Here is an 18,417-nt window from a genome sequence, read left to right as displayed (position 1 = left end):
ATTGGGAAAATAGTAGGAAGAATACTTATTCAATAATGTTAATTGTATTTCTTTCTAGCTTCGTTGCAAATCCTTTAGCATCTTTTGGTATTCATATTGGTATTTCTGGAATCTTGATTTGGGTTGTCTTTTTTTTGGATCAATTCAAGGTGGGTAAAAAAAGATTGAGTATGATTCCCCGTAAAGTATATTTTGTTATAATTGGGATAGCTATCTATGGTTTAATTTTGGGTTTATTAAACCTTGACGACACAAAATTATCTCCGGATAGGGAATCTAATATTGTACAAATAATAAATGTTACATTGTATTTGTTAACTGTAGCTGCGTTTATCAAGATAAGTGAACCTGTTTTTTTTAACCCCGCTAAAAGATTTCTTCTACTAAAAGCTTTTGTTTTTTCCGTTTTTTTTCATCTTTTTACGGTTTTAATAACAAATTATGGTTATGCTAATCTTATTCCTGATTTTTTAATTGGCTCCGCAACTATAATGGACGAAGGCGATAAAGGATTGACTGATATTGTTAGGAATGCAGGTTTAATTGGCGACTATGAGCTAATAGTTGATTATTCAATTATCGTAATATTTGCGTCATTAATGTTAATCTTGCATTCTGAAAATAAAATTCTTGGAGTTTCAGGAATTATTTCATCAATAGTTATCGGTTCATTTTCTGGTACAAGGTCATTTTTTGTTGTACTTGTCATTGTTCTATTGTTAATATTCTTTTTTAATCTTTTGTTTATTAGAAACAAATTTAAAGCAATAAAGATGATAGGTGTACTTTTGTTTCTTTTTTTTGGATTGTATTATTTTATTCTTAAAGATCTTGTGGTTTTTGAAAGATTGTTGTTTGCTATTGATTTGTATAATAGCGGAGCAAGTATTGAAGAAACGTCCAATAGGAATGTTTTATCCTATTTGCCCGAATTTATAAATAGCACCCCTTTTATTGGGAATGGTTCTTTCTTCTTTTTTTATCTATATAAAGAAAGTTTGGTAAGTCACAATATATTTTTAGCGCTGTATACAAAATATGGTATTATTGGAATTATGCCATTGCTTATGCTGTTAATTTACTTATTTTCCAGACTTGTTAAATTTGTGTTGAACAGCAAAAATGACGCCCAAAAAACAGAAATAATACTATTTATATCATTTCTTATAGGACTTCTTTTCCAAGAATGGAAGGTTAGCGGAATTAGGTTTTTTGCTTCCATAATAATTTATGTAATTTTCTTTATGATTCTTTACTCACATGTGTACACTTTAAAATTAATTCAAAAAAAATAATGGCAACACCACATATATCTGTTGTAATGTCGGTATATAATACCGAAGCTTATCTTAAAGAAAGTATTGATAGTATTCTTAATCAAACGTATGAAAACTTTGAATTCATTATCATCAATGATGGTTCAACTGACTCAAGTTTAGAAATTATTAAGTCATATAGTGATGAGAGAATTGTGGTTTTAGATCAGAAAAACACAGGTCTTGCAAAGGCACTAAATAATGGGGTTGCGATGGCAAGTGGAAAGTATATTGCTCGTATGGATGCTGATGATTTTGCGATGACAAACAGACTTGATCTTCAAGTTTCTTTTTTAGAAAGCAATCCGGATTATGTAGTTGTAGGTTCAAATGCTGAATTTATAGATATAAAAGGAGAATATCTTTACACATCAAAGTTTCCAACAACTAATGAACAAATGGCTTTGACTTTACCATTAAGTCCCTTTTTTCATAGTTCAACTATGTTTCAAAAAAAAAGTTTCGAGGAATGTAAAGGCTATAATGAAGAAATAAAGCACTATTTTGAGGATCGCATATTGTGGAATAAAATGGCAAGACTTGGGAAGTTGCATAATATGGGTATAGCCTTGATAAAATACAGAATTGTTCCGACTGGGATCTCTAATAGAAGTAAAAAAACGGGTACTATTTTTAATGAAATATGCAATAAAATAATATCTACTGATAAAGTTGATGACAAGGATGTCAAGATTTTGGAAAGTATTTCAGAAAGATTAACACTTAATCAAAAGCTTGCGAATTATTATCTGAGGCTAGGTAAGATTTATCTGGAATATAATTTTAATAGAAAAAAAGCATTTAAAAATTTATGTTCTTCACTTCGTTATGATCTATTTAACAAAATCACTTGGTTTAATTTATTACTGACTGTCATGCCTATTTCATTAATCATCATATGGAAGAAATCAAGAGGTTTGAAAATTTAAAAATCATCAAAAATTGAAAGAGATATTATTAATTACAGATTCTTTTCCAACTGAAAGTTTTAAAAGATCAGGTGTTTTTGCTTATGATGATTACTTATTTCTTTCAGATAAAGGATTAGAAATAAAAATGATAATTCTATATAGAATAACATTTGAAAGAAAACAATTACTTAAACCTTGTCAACAATATCAAAAAATTAATAAGCAAATTGCTGAAATTGAAATTGCCATTAAAAGTTCAATAAACATTGAATTAATACCATATTTTTCGCTGATAAAGCCTTTGGTTTTTAAAGAAGATCTTTTTCTACATAAATCGTCAAAGTTTAAAAATCAAAAATTTGACGGTATTATTGTACATTCTATGTTACATACAGGTTTGAATATAAGTTGGATTAAGCGACAATTTCCAAATCAAAAGATAATTTTAAAAGAACATTCAGATTGGTCAATGTTTAATAAAATTACTAGGTATTTTTGTTTACAAAAAATCAATTTTTTTTCTGAAATATGGTCAAACAGTATAATTTCTAAAGAAAAATTTGAAAAATTATTTTCCTTGAATAAGGATATAGTTTTCTCTCGGCCTATAATAAGGATGGATTATCCTAAGTTTTTCATTAATCAACAGATTTATGTTAAACAATATTCAACTATTAAGTTCATTACCGTTGCGAACTTGATAGCGCAAAAAGGATATGAAGAGACTTTTGAGATAATGAAAATAGCTAATGTACTTGGTATAGAATGGTCTTGGAAAATTATTGGAAAAGGAGTTTTTATTGATAGAATAAATGAGCTTACCGTCATGAATGGTTTTGAGAAAAATATCACAATTATTCCAGAATTAAAAAAAACAGAATTGTACAATGAATTGATAAAATCCAATATTTATGTCCAGTTATCTTATAAAGAAACTTTTGGTATTGCTCCAATTGAGGGTTTTTCCTTCTATAATAAATTAATTGTTTCTGATAAAATTACTAGTGTTAATGAGTTAGGATTGAAAGATAATCCGAATGTGTTTGTTATAGGAAATATTGATAGTGTTTTAAAACAACGAAATCTTATTTCAAAATTTCTACTACAAAATCAAAATTTACTTGAATTTGAAAAAGCAATATCTTCGACAAATAATCAAGTAAATAACCTCCCTAAGAAAATTAGCTAGCCATGGACATTGCCCCTATCGTTCTTTTTGTTTATAACAGACCTTTCCATACTCGCAGGACAGTTGAAGCTCTACAGTTAAATAATCTTGCAAAAGATAGCGATTTGATTATTTTTTCAGATGCGCCTAAGGATGATAAATCATGTTCGGCAGTTAAAGATGTTAGATGTTTTATTAAAACAATCGGCGGGTTTAAAAATATTACTATCATTGAACGTGAAGAGAATTTTGGATTAGTTAGGTCTATTAAAGAAGGGGTGACTGACATAGTGAATCGTTTTGGGAAAATTATTGTTTTGGAGGATGACTTGGTTACACATCCTCAATTTTTGGAATTTTCCAATGATGCGTTAGAGTTTTATAAAAAGAATAAAGAGGTTTTTGCCATCACAGGATATTCATTTCTTAAATCGAGTAAGAATGATGATGTCATAAATAAAACTTATTTCCTTGAGTTGCCAAGTACCTGGGGCTGGTCTACTTGGTCTGATAGATGGGCGTATTATGATAAAAAATCATCGGACTTTAATGTTTTGGATAGAGATAAAATCTTAAAAAAAAGATTTAATTATGATAATACTTATAATTACTATAAAATGCTTCATGATAGAAATAATGGGCATGTTAAATCATGGGGAATTATGTGGTACTGGTGTATTTTTAGAGAAAAGGGATTAACACTTTTTCCTTCAGATTCTTTAATTAGTCAAATCGGGCAGGATGGTTCAGGTGAAAATTATAAAAATTATAGAGTTAGCGAGGATAAAATTAAGAATTTAAAATATTATTTTAATTTTCCTGAATTAATTAAGGAAAGGTTGTCGGATAGAAAAAAAATGGTAAAAATTTTAAAATATCGAAAGCTTGTAATTTTATACTCAATTATTGCAGAAAAAATAAATTCAATTTTTTTAAAAGAATAGAATAGTTTTTACATCAGAAAATTTAATAGACCATTAAAATGGATTTGAAAAGGAGAATGAAATATTATTTAAGGAGAATATTTAGCATTTTTTTATATAAAAAGGTTACTTCATATGGAAAGGTTATATTTTATAAAAATGTGCGGATTTACAATTTGCAGAATGATAGAAATAAAATAAGAATTGGCAATCAAACCCAAATATACGGAGAGCTACACCTCTTTGGTTATGGAGGAGAAATTGAAATTGGAGAAAGGTGTTTTGTAGGTGAATATACAAAGATTTGGTCTGGCAATAAAATTACTATAGGTAATGATGTGCTTATTTCAGACAATGTGCATATTGTTGATACAAATTCCCATGAACTGAATCATCAGGAACGGGCATATGGATATTTGAGGATTATTAATGAGGGACACACCAATAAAGAAGTTAATATAAATACAGCTCCTATAAAGATCGGAAATCATGTGTGGATCAATTTTAATAGTATTATTCTCAAAGGAGTTACTATTGGTGAAGGTGCTATTGTTGCCGCAGGTAGTGTAGTAACAAAAGATGTGCCTCCATTTGCTTTAGTAGGTGGGAATCCTGCTAAAGTTATTAAATACGTTAATTGATTAATTGTTTTAAGAAATGATAAAAGATAATATAAAGAAAATTTATGCTATTTATATTAAGCAGATTTATAAAAATAAATTATTAATTGGAAGAGATTCTAGAATTGCTTTTAATAAATTTATTTATAAAAAAAACTGTTTTATATCGATAGGAGATCAGTCAATCATTGAAGCAAGTTTTTATTTTGATAAGGATAATGCTAAAATTTTTATTGGCAGTAGAACTTTTATAGGTGGGTCAAAAATTATTTGTGCAGATGAAATCGATATTGGGGATGATGTACTAATATCTTGGGGCTGTACGATTGTAGATCATATTTCACATAGTGTAGTGTTTTCAGAAAGAAAAATGGATGTTTTGAATGCATTAGTGGGTAAGAAGGACTGGTCTAATGTTTTAATTAAAAAGGTGAAAATACACAATAAAGTTTGGATAGGGTTTGATGTGAAAATATTAAAAGGTGTCACTATTGGTGAGGGTGCTGTAATTGCAGCTGGCAGTATTGTTACTAAAGACGTACTTCCATATACTCTTGTTGGGGGTATACCTGCAAGAATTATAAAGGACCTATGAAGTAGTTAGTTGGAGTATGTTTAGATAAAAAAATATATGTTTAAATACTTAATATATAAATTACCTTATTTTCATGATTAAAACGGTTATTATTACGGGTGGATTAGGCTTCATTGGAAGTAATATTGCAAAAATATTTAAGCAAAAAAAATATTACGTTATTGGGATTGGGCATGGATTTATTGCTAAAGATTCTATAGACAGACATGATTTTGACGAATGGTATCAGGAGTCGCTTAGTTTAGAAAATCTAAAAAAAATTTCTCGAAAAGGAGATACTATTGTACATTGTGCTGGAGGAAGTACAGTAGGGATATCAATTGCAGAACCATACTTGGATTATCATAAAACTGTTAATTCTACGCTTGAATTACTAGAGTTTATAAGATTATATTCCCCTTCTTCATCGTTGATTTATTTATCAACTGCTGCGGTGTATGGTTCAAAAGAAGATTTGCCAATCAAAGAATCCGATACAACTAATCCTGTTTCGCCATACGGTTTCCATAAACTTGCCTCGGAAAATATATGTAAGTCTTATGCTCATTGTTTCGGATTAAAAGTTTCAATCGTCCGTTTGTTTTCTATTTATGGAGAAGGACTGAAAAAGCAACTATTATGGGAAGCCTGTAACAAAATAATGAATGCAAATGAAAGAGTGGTTTTTTTTGGAACAGGAAATGAAACAAGAGATTGGTTGCATGTATATGATGTTGCTACTTTAGTGCTGCAGTTAGCAAATCTTGACAATTCACAATCGCAAATTTACAATGGTTCATTTGGAGTTAGAACAACTGTTAAAGATATTCTTTTTATGTTGAGAGATTTATTAGGAAAGAATGAAATAGAAATAGAGTTTAATCAACAGCATAAAGAAGGTGATCCTCAATTTTATTTAGGTTCTACTGAAAAAGTATTAGAAACTGGATGGGTCCATACATTGGAAATAGATGAAGGATTAAAAAAATATGTTAACTGGTATAAATTGATGATATGATAAAGGTAGGTTTTACAATTATTGGCGGGAAGACATCATGGATGGGCGGGATTAATTATCTCAAAAATTTGATGTTTGCAATTAGTCAATCCAATGAAGAAAAAATACAACCTATATTATTTGTAGGATATAAAGTTGATAAAAAATTATTATCAGAATTTGAAGGCTTAGCAATTATTAAACAGGCTTCTGTATTTGATAGATTTAGCTTTCAATGGTTTGTGGATTTTATCTTGCGGGATGTTTTTAAAATTAATCCTATAATTAATACTTTAATAAGAGAAAATGATATTCAGGTATTTAGTCATTCTTTTATATATGGATCTGATTTGAAATGTTTGTCTGTTAATTGGATACCTGATTTTCAACATTTAAGATTGCCTCACATGTTTTCTAAGTTAAATTTATTGGTAAGGGATTATCGGTTGCATAATATGGCAAAATATAGTGATAGGATAATTCTAAGTAGTTATGATGCTTATAATGACTATAAAAAGTTTGCTGCAAAATATGTTGAAAAAGCTAGTGTTATTCATTTTGTTTCTCAGACAAAAGTTTTCAAGATAAAACCAATTTCTTATTTAGAGTCTAAATATAATTTCGATGGCGAATATTTGTTTTTACCGAATCAATTTTGGGCACACAAAAATCATAAAGTTGCATTTGAATCTATCAAATTATTGAAAGATAACGATCCTTCTGTTTTGTTGCTTTGTAGTGGTCTCCTTATGGACAATAGAAATGAAAAGTATATTAATTCTTTGAAGGATTTTGTTGAAGTTAATGGTCTAAAAAAAAACATAAGATTCCTTGGACTTATTCCATACGATGATGTCAAATTATTGATGCATCATTGTACGGCAGTAATTAATCCTTCTTATTTTGAAGGTTGGAGTTCTTCAGTGGAAGAAGCAAAAAGTATGTGTAAACCAATGATATTATCAAATATACCAGTACATAAGGAACAAGCAGCTGGACTAGCAGAATTTTTTGACTATGATGATGCTGAATTATTATCCCAAATCATTTTAAAATATTGGAATAACAAAATAAATGTAAATTGCGATTTAATACACAATGATCTTGCCAAAAGGACTAAAGTGTTTGGTTCGGAATACCAGAGCCTTTTAATAGATATTACAAATTGAGTTTTGCGGTAAAAAAGAATGTCTGATTTTGTTTTAATGTTCTTGCAATATCGGAATAATTAACTTACGAAATATTATAAAAAGTGACAAGCAAGTTCTATTTCAATTTTTTGATAATAGCAAATATGTGTAATTTATAAAATGCATCTAAAAAATATAAGTAATTAAAACAATGACTAAATCCATATCCTCTGTTCCATTATTGAACTACTCCATCTACAGTGGTGATTTGTCGGAATTTGGAGCTGATGGCCAAACGCTTATCAACACGATTAATCAATATTCTTTCTGTATTGCAGAAAAAGATTCTGTTTTCAAAAAAGCCTTGCAACATTCTGATATTTTATTACCGGACGGTATGGCTATTGTGGCAGCTGTTAAATTATTGAATAACCAAGAAATAAAAAAAATTGCAGGGGCTGATATTCATCAGTATCTTTTAACTGATTTGAATAAAAAAGGAGGTAGTTGTTTCTATTTGGGTTCTTCAGAAAGTACTTTACTGAAAATTACGGCACGCCTTTCTAAAGATTTTCCGAATATAAAAGTGCATACTTTTTCACCACCATACAAATCAGAGTTCTCAGGAATTGAAAATAAGAAAATGGTTGAGGTAGTCAATGCCTTTCAACCCGATGTGTTGTTTATTGGAATGACTGCACCCAAACAGGAAAAGTGGAGCTTTGAGCACAAAGAACAATTAGATGCCAAAATTATTTGTTCAATTGGTGCGGTATTTGATTTTTACGCTGGTACCATAATTCGTCCGCACTCATTTTGGATACAATTACGATTGGAATGGTTTATCCGTTTGGTAAAAGAACCCAGACGAATGTGGAAAAGATACCTTTATTATGGACCTATTTTTATTAAGTTGCTCGTAGCTGAAAAATTGAAAAATATTTTAAAACCCATGTCTGATTTTTAATTTATTAGGTTTCTTAATTAAACTTTCAAATAAACATATAAATACATTAAACTCGTTATTCTATAATATGTCACTTTTAAAAGAACTTGCCGCTTACCGTTTTTCGCGTTATTTTAAACTGTGTTTTCTTATGTGGGACATTGTTTTATTGAATACAGCTATTATTCTTTCGTTTTTAAGCCGATATGATAGTTTGGATCGGTTAGATTTGAAGGAAGTACGCACCATTTCCTTATTGTCCAATCTTTTTTGGATTGTATTATTGCTTTACAAGGATTCCTTCAGGATTATCCGGATTGAACGAATTGAAACTATACTGATGCGTACAATCCGGATGATTGCTTTCCATGTTGCATTGATTGTTTTATTTGTAGTTGTTTTAAAATATTCTGAAATTTCTCGTTTGCGTTTATTGTATTTTTATCTGATATTTTTTATATTCCTTTTTGTATCCCGGGTGCTTTTTATGAAAGGCTTGAAGTATATTCGATCTCAAGGCTATAATTTTAAGAACGTAATTATAGTAGGGGCAAATGATACAGGAGAGCAAATGCGCAAGATACTATCTAAAGATCTTACCTATGGTTATCGTGTGTTGGGTTTTTTTGATGACAATGTGGATCCTTTTGCTTTTATCTCTTCTCCATTATTAGGTGGATTCGATGCCATTCCAAATTATATCATTAATGAAAATGTGGACGAAATGTATGTTGCACTCCATATTGACAATGTCAAAATTATCAATCAGCTGACGGAACTTTGTGAGCGTTATATGGTGCGCATTAAATTCATTCCTGATTTTCAGTTGTACACTAAGTCCCGAAAGGTCGAAATTAGTTTTTACGAGAATACTCCGGTATTAATGCTGAGGAAAGAACCCTTGGAGATCACCTTCAATCTTCTTGCCAAAAAAGCATTTGATGTTTGTTTTTCCTTCCTCGTTATTGTTTTGATTTTTCCTTGGCTTTTTCCGATCCTAATGATCCTAATCAAGTTGGATTCTCCTGGACCTGTCTTTTTTAAGCAAGAACGTTCAGGAAGAGACAATAGAGAATTTGGTTGTTTAAAATTTCGAACAATGCGTGTCAATGCAGTAGCAGATCAGAAGCAGGCTACTTTAGGAGATGAACGGGTAACTAAATTGGGTGAAATCCTACGCAGGACAAATATGGACGAATTGCCGCAGTTTTTAAATGTATTTTGGGGGAATATGTCGGTGGTCGGTCCGCGGCCGCATATGCTGATGCATACCGAACAATATTCGGAATTGATTAACAACTATCTGGTAAGACATTATGCGAAACCGGGAATTACAGGTTGGGCCCAAGTCAATGGTTTTCGAGGTGAAACCAAGGAACTTATTGATATGAAAGATCGCGTGGATTATGATATTTGGTATATTGAAAATTGGAGTTTGTTGTTGGATTTGAAAATTATTTACCGAACGGTTTTCAATGTATTCAAAGGAGAGGAAAATGCGTACTAATTACTATTATTTAAATTTTTCTGAACTTTATGTAAAAATTTGTGCAAGCGTACCAAGACGTTTTATAAATTTTCATTTTTGCCCTTGCTCACGAGAGTTAAAAAAACAAAACTTGGTTTTTATATAGTTGATTTTTATGACGGGCAAGTCATTTTATATTGTCTTTTTTATTTAATTATTTTAGAAAGATGGTAATAATAGATTTAATAAAGTCTATTTACAATTTGAGCGTTTATGAGTTGTAACCATTTTAATTCTTAATACAACTTTAATACCTATATTTGCTGCTTTTATAATTAGAATCCTATGAAATACTTATTTTTACTTAAGAAAACAATTCCATTGTTTTTTGCAATGTTGTTTTTTTCTTGTGCTTCCAGAGCAGATTTGGTTTACTATCAGGATATTGATCGTATAGCTTCTCAGGAAAAGTCGAATTCGTATGAAATTAAAATTCAACCGGATGATTTGTTGATGGTCGTCGTTTCAGCCGAAGATCCAGAAATTGCAATCCCTTTTAACCTGACAACATCTTTTGTGGCTAGTGCCGCCAGACCAGATATTGTTGGTCAGCAGTCAACGCAGTTGTATTTAGTAGGTGCAGAGGGATTTATTGAGTTTCCAATTTTAGGAAAATTAAAAATAAGTGGCTTAACCCGCTCTCAAGTGCTTAAAATGTTGCAAGATAAAATCGCTGTTTATATAAAAAAACCAATTATTAATCTTCGTATCATGAATTTTAAAGTGTCGGTGCAGGGAGAAGTTAATTTGCCAGGCACTTATACTGTGGCTTCTGAAAGAATTACATTGATTGAAGGACTTACAATGGCAAAGGATTTGACCATCTATGGCAAGCGAAATAATATTTTGATCATCCGAGAAATCGACGGTGTCAAATCATATAATCGTGTAGATATAACTAAATCGGATTTTATCCACTCTCCTTTTTATTATTTAGCGCAAAATGATGTGGTTTATGTTGAGCCAAATAAAAATAAAATAAACGGAGCGGCAATCGGTCCCAATACAGGAGTGATTATATCTATCTCTTCTTTATTGATAACTTTAATTACATTGATTATTACTACCGCAAAATAAATTATTGAATGGAAAATAGCAGTTTTGATGAAGATTTCGAGAGTGATTTTCAATTTAAGGAAATTTTATATAAATACTCCATACACTGGAAATGGTTTTTAATAGGCGTTTGTTTAAGTTTGCTCTTCGCTTTTTTATACTTAAGATACACCATACCGCAATATGAGGCATCAGCCACCATATTAGTAAAAGATGAGAAAAAAGGTGGCATGCTTTCTGAACTTTCTGTTTTTTCGGATATGGGAATAGGTGGAGGTATGAAAAGTAATTTGGATAATGAAATTGAAATTTTAAAGTCTAGAAAATTAGTAGAAAGTACCGTAAAAAAACTCAATCTAAACACTACTTTAGTGGTTAGAGGGAAAGTTGTGGATAGAGAAATTTATCAGGAAGCCCCAATTGAACTGTATTTTGCAGATAAAACTAATCAATTTTATGAAAGTAAAATGGATTTTAAATTTACGGAGCTCACATCTAAAACCTTTGAATTGGAAAATGAATTGGGGAATGAGAGTTCGAAGATACTTTTAAGTAGTAAAAAAGAATTTCGATATGGAGAACAAATCCAAACTAAATACGGACGTTTGATTATTACTAAATCTACTAGTAATAGGTTTAATGATTATAAGAAATCGATTACCATCTTGATAAGTCCTCTTGAGAATGTCGTTGGGAGTTTTCAACGGCGGCTAAAGGTGGAGCCGGTAAGTAAAACAAGTAGTGTGGTTGCCGTGTCAATCAGTGATCCTGTAGTGAAAAAAGCGGAAGCTTTTTTAGATAATCTAATTCAGATTTATAATGAAGATGCTGCGGCCGATAAGAATTTTATTTCAGAAAACACTTCGAAATTTATTGCCGAGCGATTGACATTAATTACTCAAGAATTGGATGGGGTGGAGCAAGATGTTGAAAGTTTTAAAAAGTCAAATAAACTTACCGATATCGAATCAGAAGCGAAACTTTTTATTGAAGGATCTAATGAATATGATAAAAAAGGGGTAGAGGCTGAAATTCAGTTAAATGTAGTGTCTTCTATGTTGAACTTCATGAAGAAAAGCAGTAATTCTGATTTGCTTCCCAGTAATATCATTGCTGGAGATGGAGATGCGTCGGGATTAATTAGTTCTTACAATCAATTGGTATTGGACCGCAACAGGATTTTGAAATCTGCTACTGTAGAGAATCCATCGGTGGTTAAAATGGATCAGCAAATTGCATCACTAAAATCTACTGTTGCAGCAAGTTTGCAAAGACTACAATCCAGTTTAACTATTCAAAAAAGAGATTTAAACAGTAATGAGGGTGTGTTGAATGCTAAAATCGAGAAAATTCCAGTTCAAGAACGTCAGTTTAGAGTAATAGCCAGGCAACAAAAAGTAAAAGAAGAGTTGTATCTGTATTTATTGCAAAAAAGAGAAGAGACTGCAATTTCTTTATCGGCTACCGAACCAAATGCTAGAGTCATCGATGTTGCAAAGGCAGATAAAAAGCCTGTATCGCCTAAAAAAAGTGTCATTTATTTAGCGGGTTTGTTGTTTGGATTACTGGTTCCTTTTGGAATAATATATACAGATGATTTGTTAGATACAAAAATTAAAAGCCGATTGGACTTGGATGGAAAAACACTGATTCCATTTATTGGGGATGTTCCTACTTCGGATAGTCCTTCGGAAATTATAAAATCAGAAAGCAGAACAAGTTCGGCAGAAGCCTTACGTATTATTAGAACAAATCTGGAATTTATGCTGAGTAAGGTTCCTGATGATCAAGCAAAGACAATATTTTTGACTTCTACTTTTCCCAAAGAAGGAAAAACCTTTGTTTCTGTAAATCTCGCTGCAACTTTTGCCTTGTCAGGAAAAAAAGTATTGTTGATAGGTATGGACATTAGAAATCCAAGATTAGATGAATATCTGACTTTGCCAGACCGTGGTTTTACTAATTATTTATCCTCGAAAGATCTAGTTCTGGAAGATTTAATCGTTAAGTATGAGGGTTATGAAGATTTCCATGTACTGCCAGCGGGTGTAATACCTCCTAATCCTGCGGAATTATTGATGAATAAAAAAGTAGATTCACTTTTTAAAGATTTAAAAGAAAAATACGATTATATTATCGTAGATACCGCTCCGGTTAGTTTAGTAACCGATACTTTGTTGATCGCGAAGCATGCTGATTGCTTTATTTATGTGGCACGAGCTAACTTTTTAGAAAAGCGCATGCTCAATATTCCAAATGCATTATACAAAGAGCAAAAATTACCAAATATGTGTATGCTTCTTAATGATACTGATTCTACCAAGGGTTATGGCTATGGTTATGGCTATGGTGTAAAAGTAGAAAAAGCGCCTTGGTATAAAAAGGTTTTTAAGGTATAACTGCCAGTTTTTGAATCAAAATAAGTTTAAAAGTTTACAGAATATTTTTATTTTGTAAACTTTTTTCTATTTAATACTGCTATTCCTTATAGAATTCACATTTTTCTTTCATTTAGAAACAATTGTGATTACTTTCGCAAAAGATTAGCAGGGTTTGTTCTTTGGTACTTTAATATAAATCAAATAGAAAGCTTTTTTGTTTTATATTTCCTACTGAAACTATAGATTTTCCTGTAATTTTACTCTAGCTTTGTAAGATTTTAAAAATGAGTATGCCTTTATATGTGGCTTACTAGGGCGAAGCCGTGCGGAGTTTTTAATTGTTGTGCGGGCTGCGACGTTTTTTTTTAATAGGATGGGATAAATGAATTGTAAATTTTAGATTAAATATGAGAAAAATAATTATTGTTGCTGTATTTTTTATAGCCCTTTTTCAGTCCTCAAATATGCTAGCACAGGATCTGTTTAAAAGTACAGATCTAAGTACATTAAAAGTGGATTATTTATCGGATAGTGATATCGCAAAAATAAAAACAGAGTTACAGACCAATAATGTTACTATTGAGCAAGCGGAACCTATTGCTTTGTCAAAAGGAATGCAAGCAAGCGAATTTGCTAAGTTAAAATTGCGTTTAGAGGGAAATTCAAATTCTTTAAATCTTGATGAAAAAGATGACCTAAAGGGCGAAATTGAAGCTAAAGAGCTCACCAGAAAACAGGACAAGATCGTAAATAGAAAAGAGAAAGATACCATTAATTCGTTAATTTTTGGTTCTGAACTGTTTGATAACCCAGAATTGAATTTTGAGCCCAATTTGAAACTGGCTACTCCAGTCAATTATATATTAGGACCTGGAGACGAGTTGCAAATCAGCGTTTATGGAGTGCAGGAGTTTAATACCTCAGTGCCGGTAACCATGGAAGGTAAAGTAAACATTCAATATGTAGGCCAGATTCTAGTTTCAGGAATGACTATTGAAGCAGCTACCCAAAAAATAAAAAATGCTCTCGCTAGAGTATATAGTACAGTAGCGTCGGGGCAATCGCAAGTTGGGATTAGTCTCGGTCGAATCAGAACCATCAGAGTAACATTAATAGGAAGCAGACAACCTGGTAATTATTCGATATCTTCCTTAGCCACCGTTTATAATGCCTTATTTTTAGGAGGGGGTCCGGCTAAGAACGGAAGTTATAGAAACATAGAATTATTGAGAAATAATGTAGTTTATAAAAACATTGATATTTATCATTTCTTGGTAAATGGAGATCAATCCGATAATGTGGGATTGAAAGATAATGATGTCATCCGGATTCCGGCATACAATCAAAGAGTTACTGTGGAAGGACAGGTAAAACGCCCCGGAATTTTTGAAATGAAAAAAGGAGAAACGTTTTCCGATTTATTGACGTTTGCTTCCGGGTTTAATGAATTTGCATATACCGCATCGGTAAATGTATTGCAGAAAACTAATAAAGAATTTAAAGTTCGAGATGTCAAATACGAAGAATTTAATACCTACCAACCTCTGTCAGGGGATGTTTTTAGAATCACTAAAATTTTAGATCGATATGAAAACCGTATTAAAATAGACGGTGCCGTTTTTAGACCAGATACTTATTCCTTCTATGAAGGCATGCGCATTTCAGATCTGATTGCAAAAGCGGATGGATTAAAAGAAGATGCGTATAGCAATAGAGCTAGAATTATACGAATGAAATCTGATTTGACTACGGAAATAGTCAATGTAAATTTGGCTAAAGCCTTAGAAGGGGATCTAGAAGCTGATATTGCATTGCATAAAGAAGACATCGTAACAGTATATTCGATTTTGGATTTTGTCGAAGAATATAAAATAACCATTGATGGCGAAATTAAAAAGCCGGGGATTTATGCTTATTATGAAAATTTAACCTTGAATGATTTATTTGTGCAAGCAGGTGGATTGACCGGTTCAGCTTCAAAAAGAGTAGAGGTTGCCCGAATGATAAAATCGGAAGAAATAGATGATACAAATCCTAATAAAGCAGAACTATTTAATATCGAAATTACGGCAAACAACAATGAGCAGTTGAAAAACTTTGAATTGCAGCCATTTGATGTGGTTAATATCCGTAAAATGGCAGTATATGACAAACCTGAAATGGTAGTAATAAGCGGAGCTGTCCATTATGCAGGGAAGTATGTTTTGGCTAACAAGAAAGATAGAGTCTATGATATTATTCAAAGAGCGGGTGGTTTGACATCTGTTGCCAATATTGAAGGAGTAAAAATCAAAAGACCAATACAGGCCAAACAAATTGAAGATTTGGAAAATGTGAATTTGAATTTGGGTAAAAAAGACAGTATCCAAAAAAAATTGACAAAAAGATTAAAAGAAGATTTGAAATTTGCAACTATACCAGTAGATTGGAAGTCCATTGTCAAAAACCCAAAAAGTAATACTAATGTAACACTTTTTCCCGGAGACGAAATTGAAGTGGCTACTTTCAATGAAGGTGTTAAAGTAAGTGGGAATGTTATCTTAACTTCGGAGATTCCATATGATAAAGGTAGAGGATTTGCATACTATTTGAATGCCGTTGGCGGTATCGATAACAAAGGCTGGAAGAAGAAGGCGTATATCATTTATCCAAACGGTAAGGCGGCTGTAACGCGTTCATTTCTGGTTTTTAGGAGGTATCCTGAAATAAGTCCGGGCTCTCAAATTATAGTGCCAGAAAAACCGGAAGTAAAAAAGATCAGTACAGGTGAATTTGTCAGTATTGCAGGAGTAATTGCAAGTCTGGCGGGAGTTATTATTGCAATATTGAGGTAGTAGTGACCAAAATTCAGTAGTCAATGATCAGTATTAAGTGATTAGTTTACACCTACTTTCCCGATGCTGACAAAAAAATCTTGAGGCTATTGATTAACCGTTTTTCAATAAAAGTTTACAATAATAAATTAAATACAAGCGTAAAATCTTGATACATGAACGAACAAAACCCTAACGACGAAATATCTTTAAAGGAGTTAATAGAAAAAGGCAAAGATTGGTTCGCTTATTTATTTTCACAATGGAAAATTATTGTGTTAGCAGGAATTATAGGAGCTGGAATTGGATTAACATATTCCTTTATCAAAAAACCTATATATACTGCTACGCTATCCTTTGCGCTAGAAGATGAGAAATCCGGCGGGTTAGGTGGAGCCTTAGGTTTGGCAAGCCAGTTTGGGTTTGACCTCGGAGGTGGTGGCGGCAGTATTTTTACGGGTTCTAATTTGACCGAATTGTTTAAGTCCCGTTCTATGGTGGAGCAAACTTTATTGAGTCCTGTAACTTTCAATGGCCGGAGTGTTTCTTTGGCTGAAATGTATATTCAGAATAGCGAATGGAGAAGCAAATGGGACGATAGTCCCAAATTCAAGGACATCCAGTTTTTACCTAATGCCAAGCGTAATTCTTTTACTAGAGTACATGACAGCATCCTGGGAGTTATATATGAAGATATATCTACTAGCGCATTAACTGTTGGTCAAAAAGACAAAAAAGTATCTGTAATCAGTATTGATGTGGTGTCTATTAACGAGTTGTTTGCAAAATATTTTACAGAAGCATTAGCAAAAGAAGTTTCTGATTTTTATGTTACTACAAAAAGTAAAAAAGCAAGAATGAATATGGCGATATTAGAAAGACAAACGGATTCTATTCGCCGCGAACTAAACGGAGCCATTACCGGTGTGGCGGTTGCCAATGACAATACCTTTGGGTTGAACCCCGCCATGAATGTAAGACGAGCGCCTTCAGCGAGAAAACAGGTCGATGTACAGGCGAATACAGCAATTTTGACCGAATTAGTAAAACAAACTGAATTAGCCAAAGTCACTTTGCGTAAAGAAACCCCATTAATTCAAGTGATTGACAAACCTATTTTGCCATTGGCACAAAAGAAGTTCGGGAAAGCTAAAGGGATTATAATGGGAGGATTTTTAGTGGGGTTCTTGGTGGTGTTGATTTTAATCGTTAGGAGATTATTGAAGCAATTGACAGCATAGGGTTTCTTACCTTGTTTTTTCGAATTAAAGGTTGAGAATAGAATACCCAATTCTTTTTCTTCTGCTCTTTCGGCAGATGCTTTTTTAGAATCCGCTATTAATTCCTGACGATGTTTTTTTTAATTTTGTGCATGATAGCATATAAATTGGGGACGTTGTTGAAGCGATGGAACCAATGGGAGATTTTGTGTTTGTTAATAGTGAAACTAGTAACCAAATTTATTTTTGAGGGTTAGTAGCGGTAATAAACTATTAAAGTCAATAATAAAGGAAGTTTTAATTTCAAATCCAGGAAGTACCATAAATCTAGTTTATGTAAAGAAAATTTTCAATTGACTGTATTTAGAAGTTATTTAATCACGTACGCATAATGTATCCGGTTAATTTAAAAGTATGGTATTTTCATACCCACTCAGTCCATGATGCAAACAACATTTTGAAATAAGAGGTCGAATTAACAAAGAGTTCATTTGGGATTTACTATAAGATGTAGATGTTGACCAGACAAAGCATTACATTTGCGGTTCAATTAATTTGAAAAATACGATTAAAGAGACATTGAATATTTTAAAATGCCCTAAAGAAAATATTTATTCTGAGGATTTAGAATTCTACAAAGAGCCAGAAAATTTTGAGGATATTAAACCACATGAATTAAAAATCAATTTTCAAGGAAATCATGCTTTAGTTGAAGAACTAAAAAGGGAAAATGTTTTGGGATCGGCTTTAGATGCTGGAATCGAGCTGCCTTATCCTTGTCAGACAGGAAATTGAAATACCTGTAAAGCAAAATTAAAAAAAGGTAAAATGCGA

Annotated in this window: 13 protein-coding genes and 2 pseudogenes; all 15 read left to right on the top strand. The window is 31.9% G+C overall.

All coding sequences use genetic code 11. The annotated features are described in order from the left end of the window. The first annotated feature begins 35 nt into the window (after positions 1–35). Positions 36–1,295 (top strand): hypothetical protein, encoded by a 1,260-nt coding sequence (locus tag ACNQGN_RS01720; RefSeq protein WP_417986155.1) that lies wholly within the window; start codon positions 36–38, stop codon positions 1,293–1,295. Beyond that, complete coding sequence (locus ACNQGN_RS01715; RefSeq protein WP_417986154.1) at positions 1,295–2,245, top strand: glycosyltransferase family 2 protein; 951 nt, start codon at positions 1,295–1,297, stop codon at positions 2,243–2,245. Before ACNQGN_RS01720 ends, ACNQGN_RS01715 begins: the two co-directional genes overlap by 1 nt. Positions 2,246–2,258: 13 nt before the next feature. Continuing rightward, entirely contained in the window at positions 2,259–3,416 is a 1,158-nt protein-coding gene (locus ACNQGN_RS01710; RefSeq protein WP_417986153.1) for a glycosyltransferase, read from the top strand. 2 nt (positions 3,417–3,418) lie between these two features. Then, the gene (locus tag ACNQGN_RS01705; protein ID WP_417986152.1) at positions 3,419–4,339 is read left to right on the top strand and encodes a sugar transferase; all 921 of its coding nucleotides are present in this window, start codon (positions 3,419–3,421) and stop codon (positions 4,337–4,339) included. A 458-nt stretch (positions 4,340–4,797) separates the two neighbouring features. Further along, positions 4,798–4,959 (top strand): annotated as a pseudogene (locus ACNQGN_RS01700) (DapH/DapD/GlmU-related protein); the annotation flags it as partial. 412 nt (positions 4,960–5,371) lie between these two features. After that, a pseudogene (locus ACNQGN_RS01695) lies at positions 5,372–5,524 on the top strand (LbetaH domain-containing protein); the annotation flags it as partial. Between the two features lie 82 nt (positions 5,525–5,606). Next, on the top strand, positions 5,607–6,530 hold the full coding sequence (locus tag ACNQGN_RS01690) for an NAD-dependent epimerase/dehydratase family protein (RefSeq protein WP_417986151.1): 924 nt from the start codon (positions 5,607–5,609) through the stop codon (positions 6,528–6,530). Beyond that, on the top strand, positions 6,527–7,678 hold the full coding sequence (locus ACNQGN_RS01685) for a glycosyltransferase family 4 protein (protein ID WP_417986150.1): 1,152 nt from the start codon (positions 6,527–6,529) through the stop codon (positions 7,676–7,678). The genes ACNQGN_RS01690 and ACNQGN_RS01685 overlap by 4 nt, the downstream gene beginning before the upstream one ends. Positions 7,679–7,850: 172 nt before the next feature. After that, positions 7,851–8,606: a WecB/TagA/CpsF family glycosyltransferase gene (locus tag ACNQGN_RS01680; protein WP_417986149.1), complete on the top strand. Its 756-nt coding sequence runs from the start codon at positions 7,851–7,853 to the stop codon at positions 8,604–8,606. Between the two features lie 130 nt (positions 8,607–8,736). Continuing rightward, positions 8,737–10,092, top strand: a complete 1,356-nt coding sequence (locus ACNQGN_RS01675; RefSeq protein WP_417986148.1) for an undecaprenyl-phosphate glucose phosphotransferase — start codon at positions 8,737–8,739, stop codon at positions 10,090–10,092. Positions 10,093–10,398: 306 nt separating this feature from the next. Continuing rightward, on the top strand, positions 10,399–11,190 hold the full coding sequence (locus ACNQGN_RS01670; protein ID WP_417986147.1) for a polysaccharide biosynthesis/export family protein: 792 nt from the start codon (positions 10,399–10,401) through the stop codon (positions 11,188–11,190). Positions 11,191–11,198: 8 nt separating this feature from the next. Next, positions 11,199–13,568 carry a GumC family protein gene (locus tag ACNQGN_RS01665; protein ID WP_417986146.1) on the top strand — a complete coding sequence of 790 codons (2,370 nt, stop codon included), beginning with the start codon at positions 11,199–11,201 and terminating at the stop codon, positions 13,566–13,568. Positions 13,569–13,957: 389 nt separating this feature from the next. Further along, positions 13,958–16,384 carry an SLBB domain-containing protein gene (locus ACNQGN_RS01660; RefSeq protein ID WP_417986145.1) on the top strand — a complete coding sequence of 809 codons (2,427 nt, stop codon included), beginning with the start codon at positions 13,958–13,960 and terminating at the stop codon, positions 16,382–16,384. A gap of 155 nt (positions 16,385–16,539) precedes the next feature. Continuing rightward, complete coding sequence (locus ACNQGN_RS01655) at positions 16,540–17,604, top strand: Wzz/FepE/Etk N-terminal domain-containing protein (protein WP_417986144.1); 1,065 nt, start codon at positions 16,540–16,542, stop codon at positions 17,602–17,604. A 534-nt stretch (positions 17,605–18,138) separates the two neighbouring features. Beyond that, positions 18,139–18,378, top strand: a complete 240-nt coding sequence (locus tag ACNQGN_RS01650) for a hypothetical protein (RefSeq protein WP_417986143.1) — start codon at positions 18,139–18,141, stop codon at positions 18,376–18,378. The last annotated feature ends 39 nt before the right edge of the window (positions 18,379–18,417 follow it).

The organism is Flavobacterium rhamnosi, assembly GCF_048286515.1.
Lineage (GTDB): Bacteria > Bacteroidota > Bacteroidia > Flavobacteriales > Flavobacteriaceae > Flavobacterium.
Note: the sequence above shows the minus strand (reverse complement) of the source record. Positions and strands in the feature narration are given on the sequence as shown.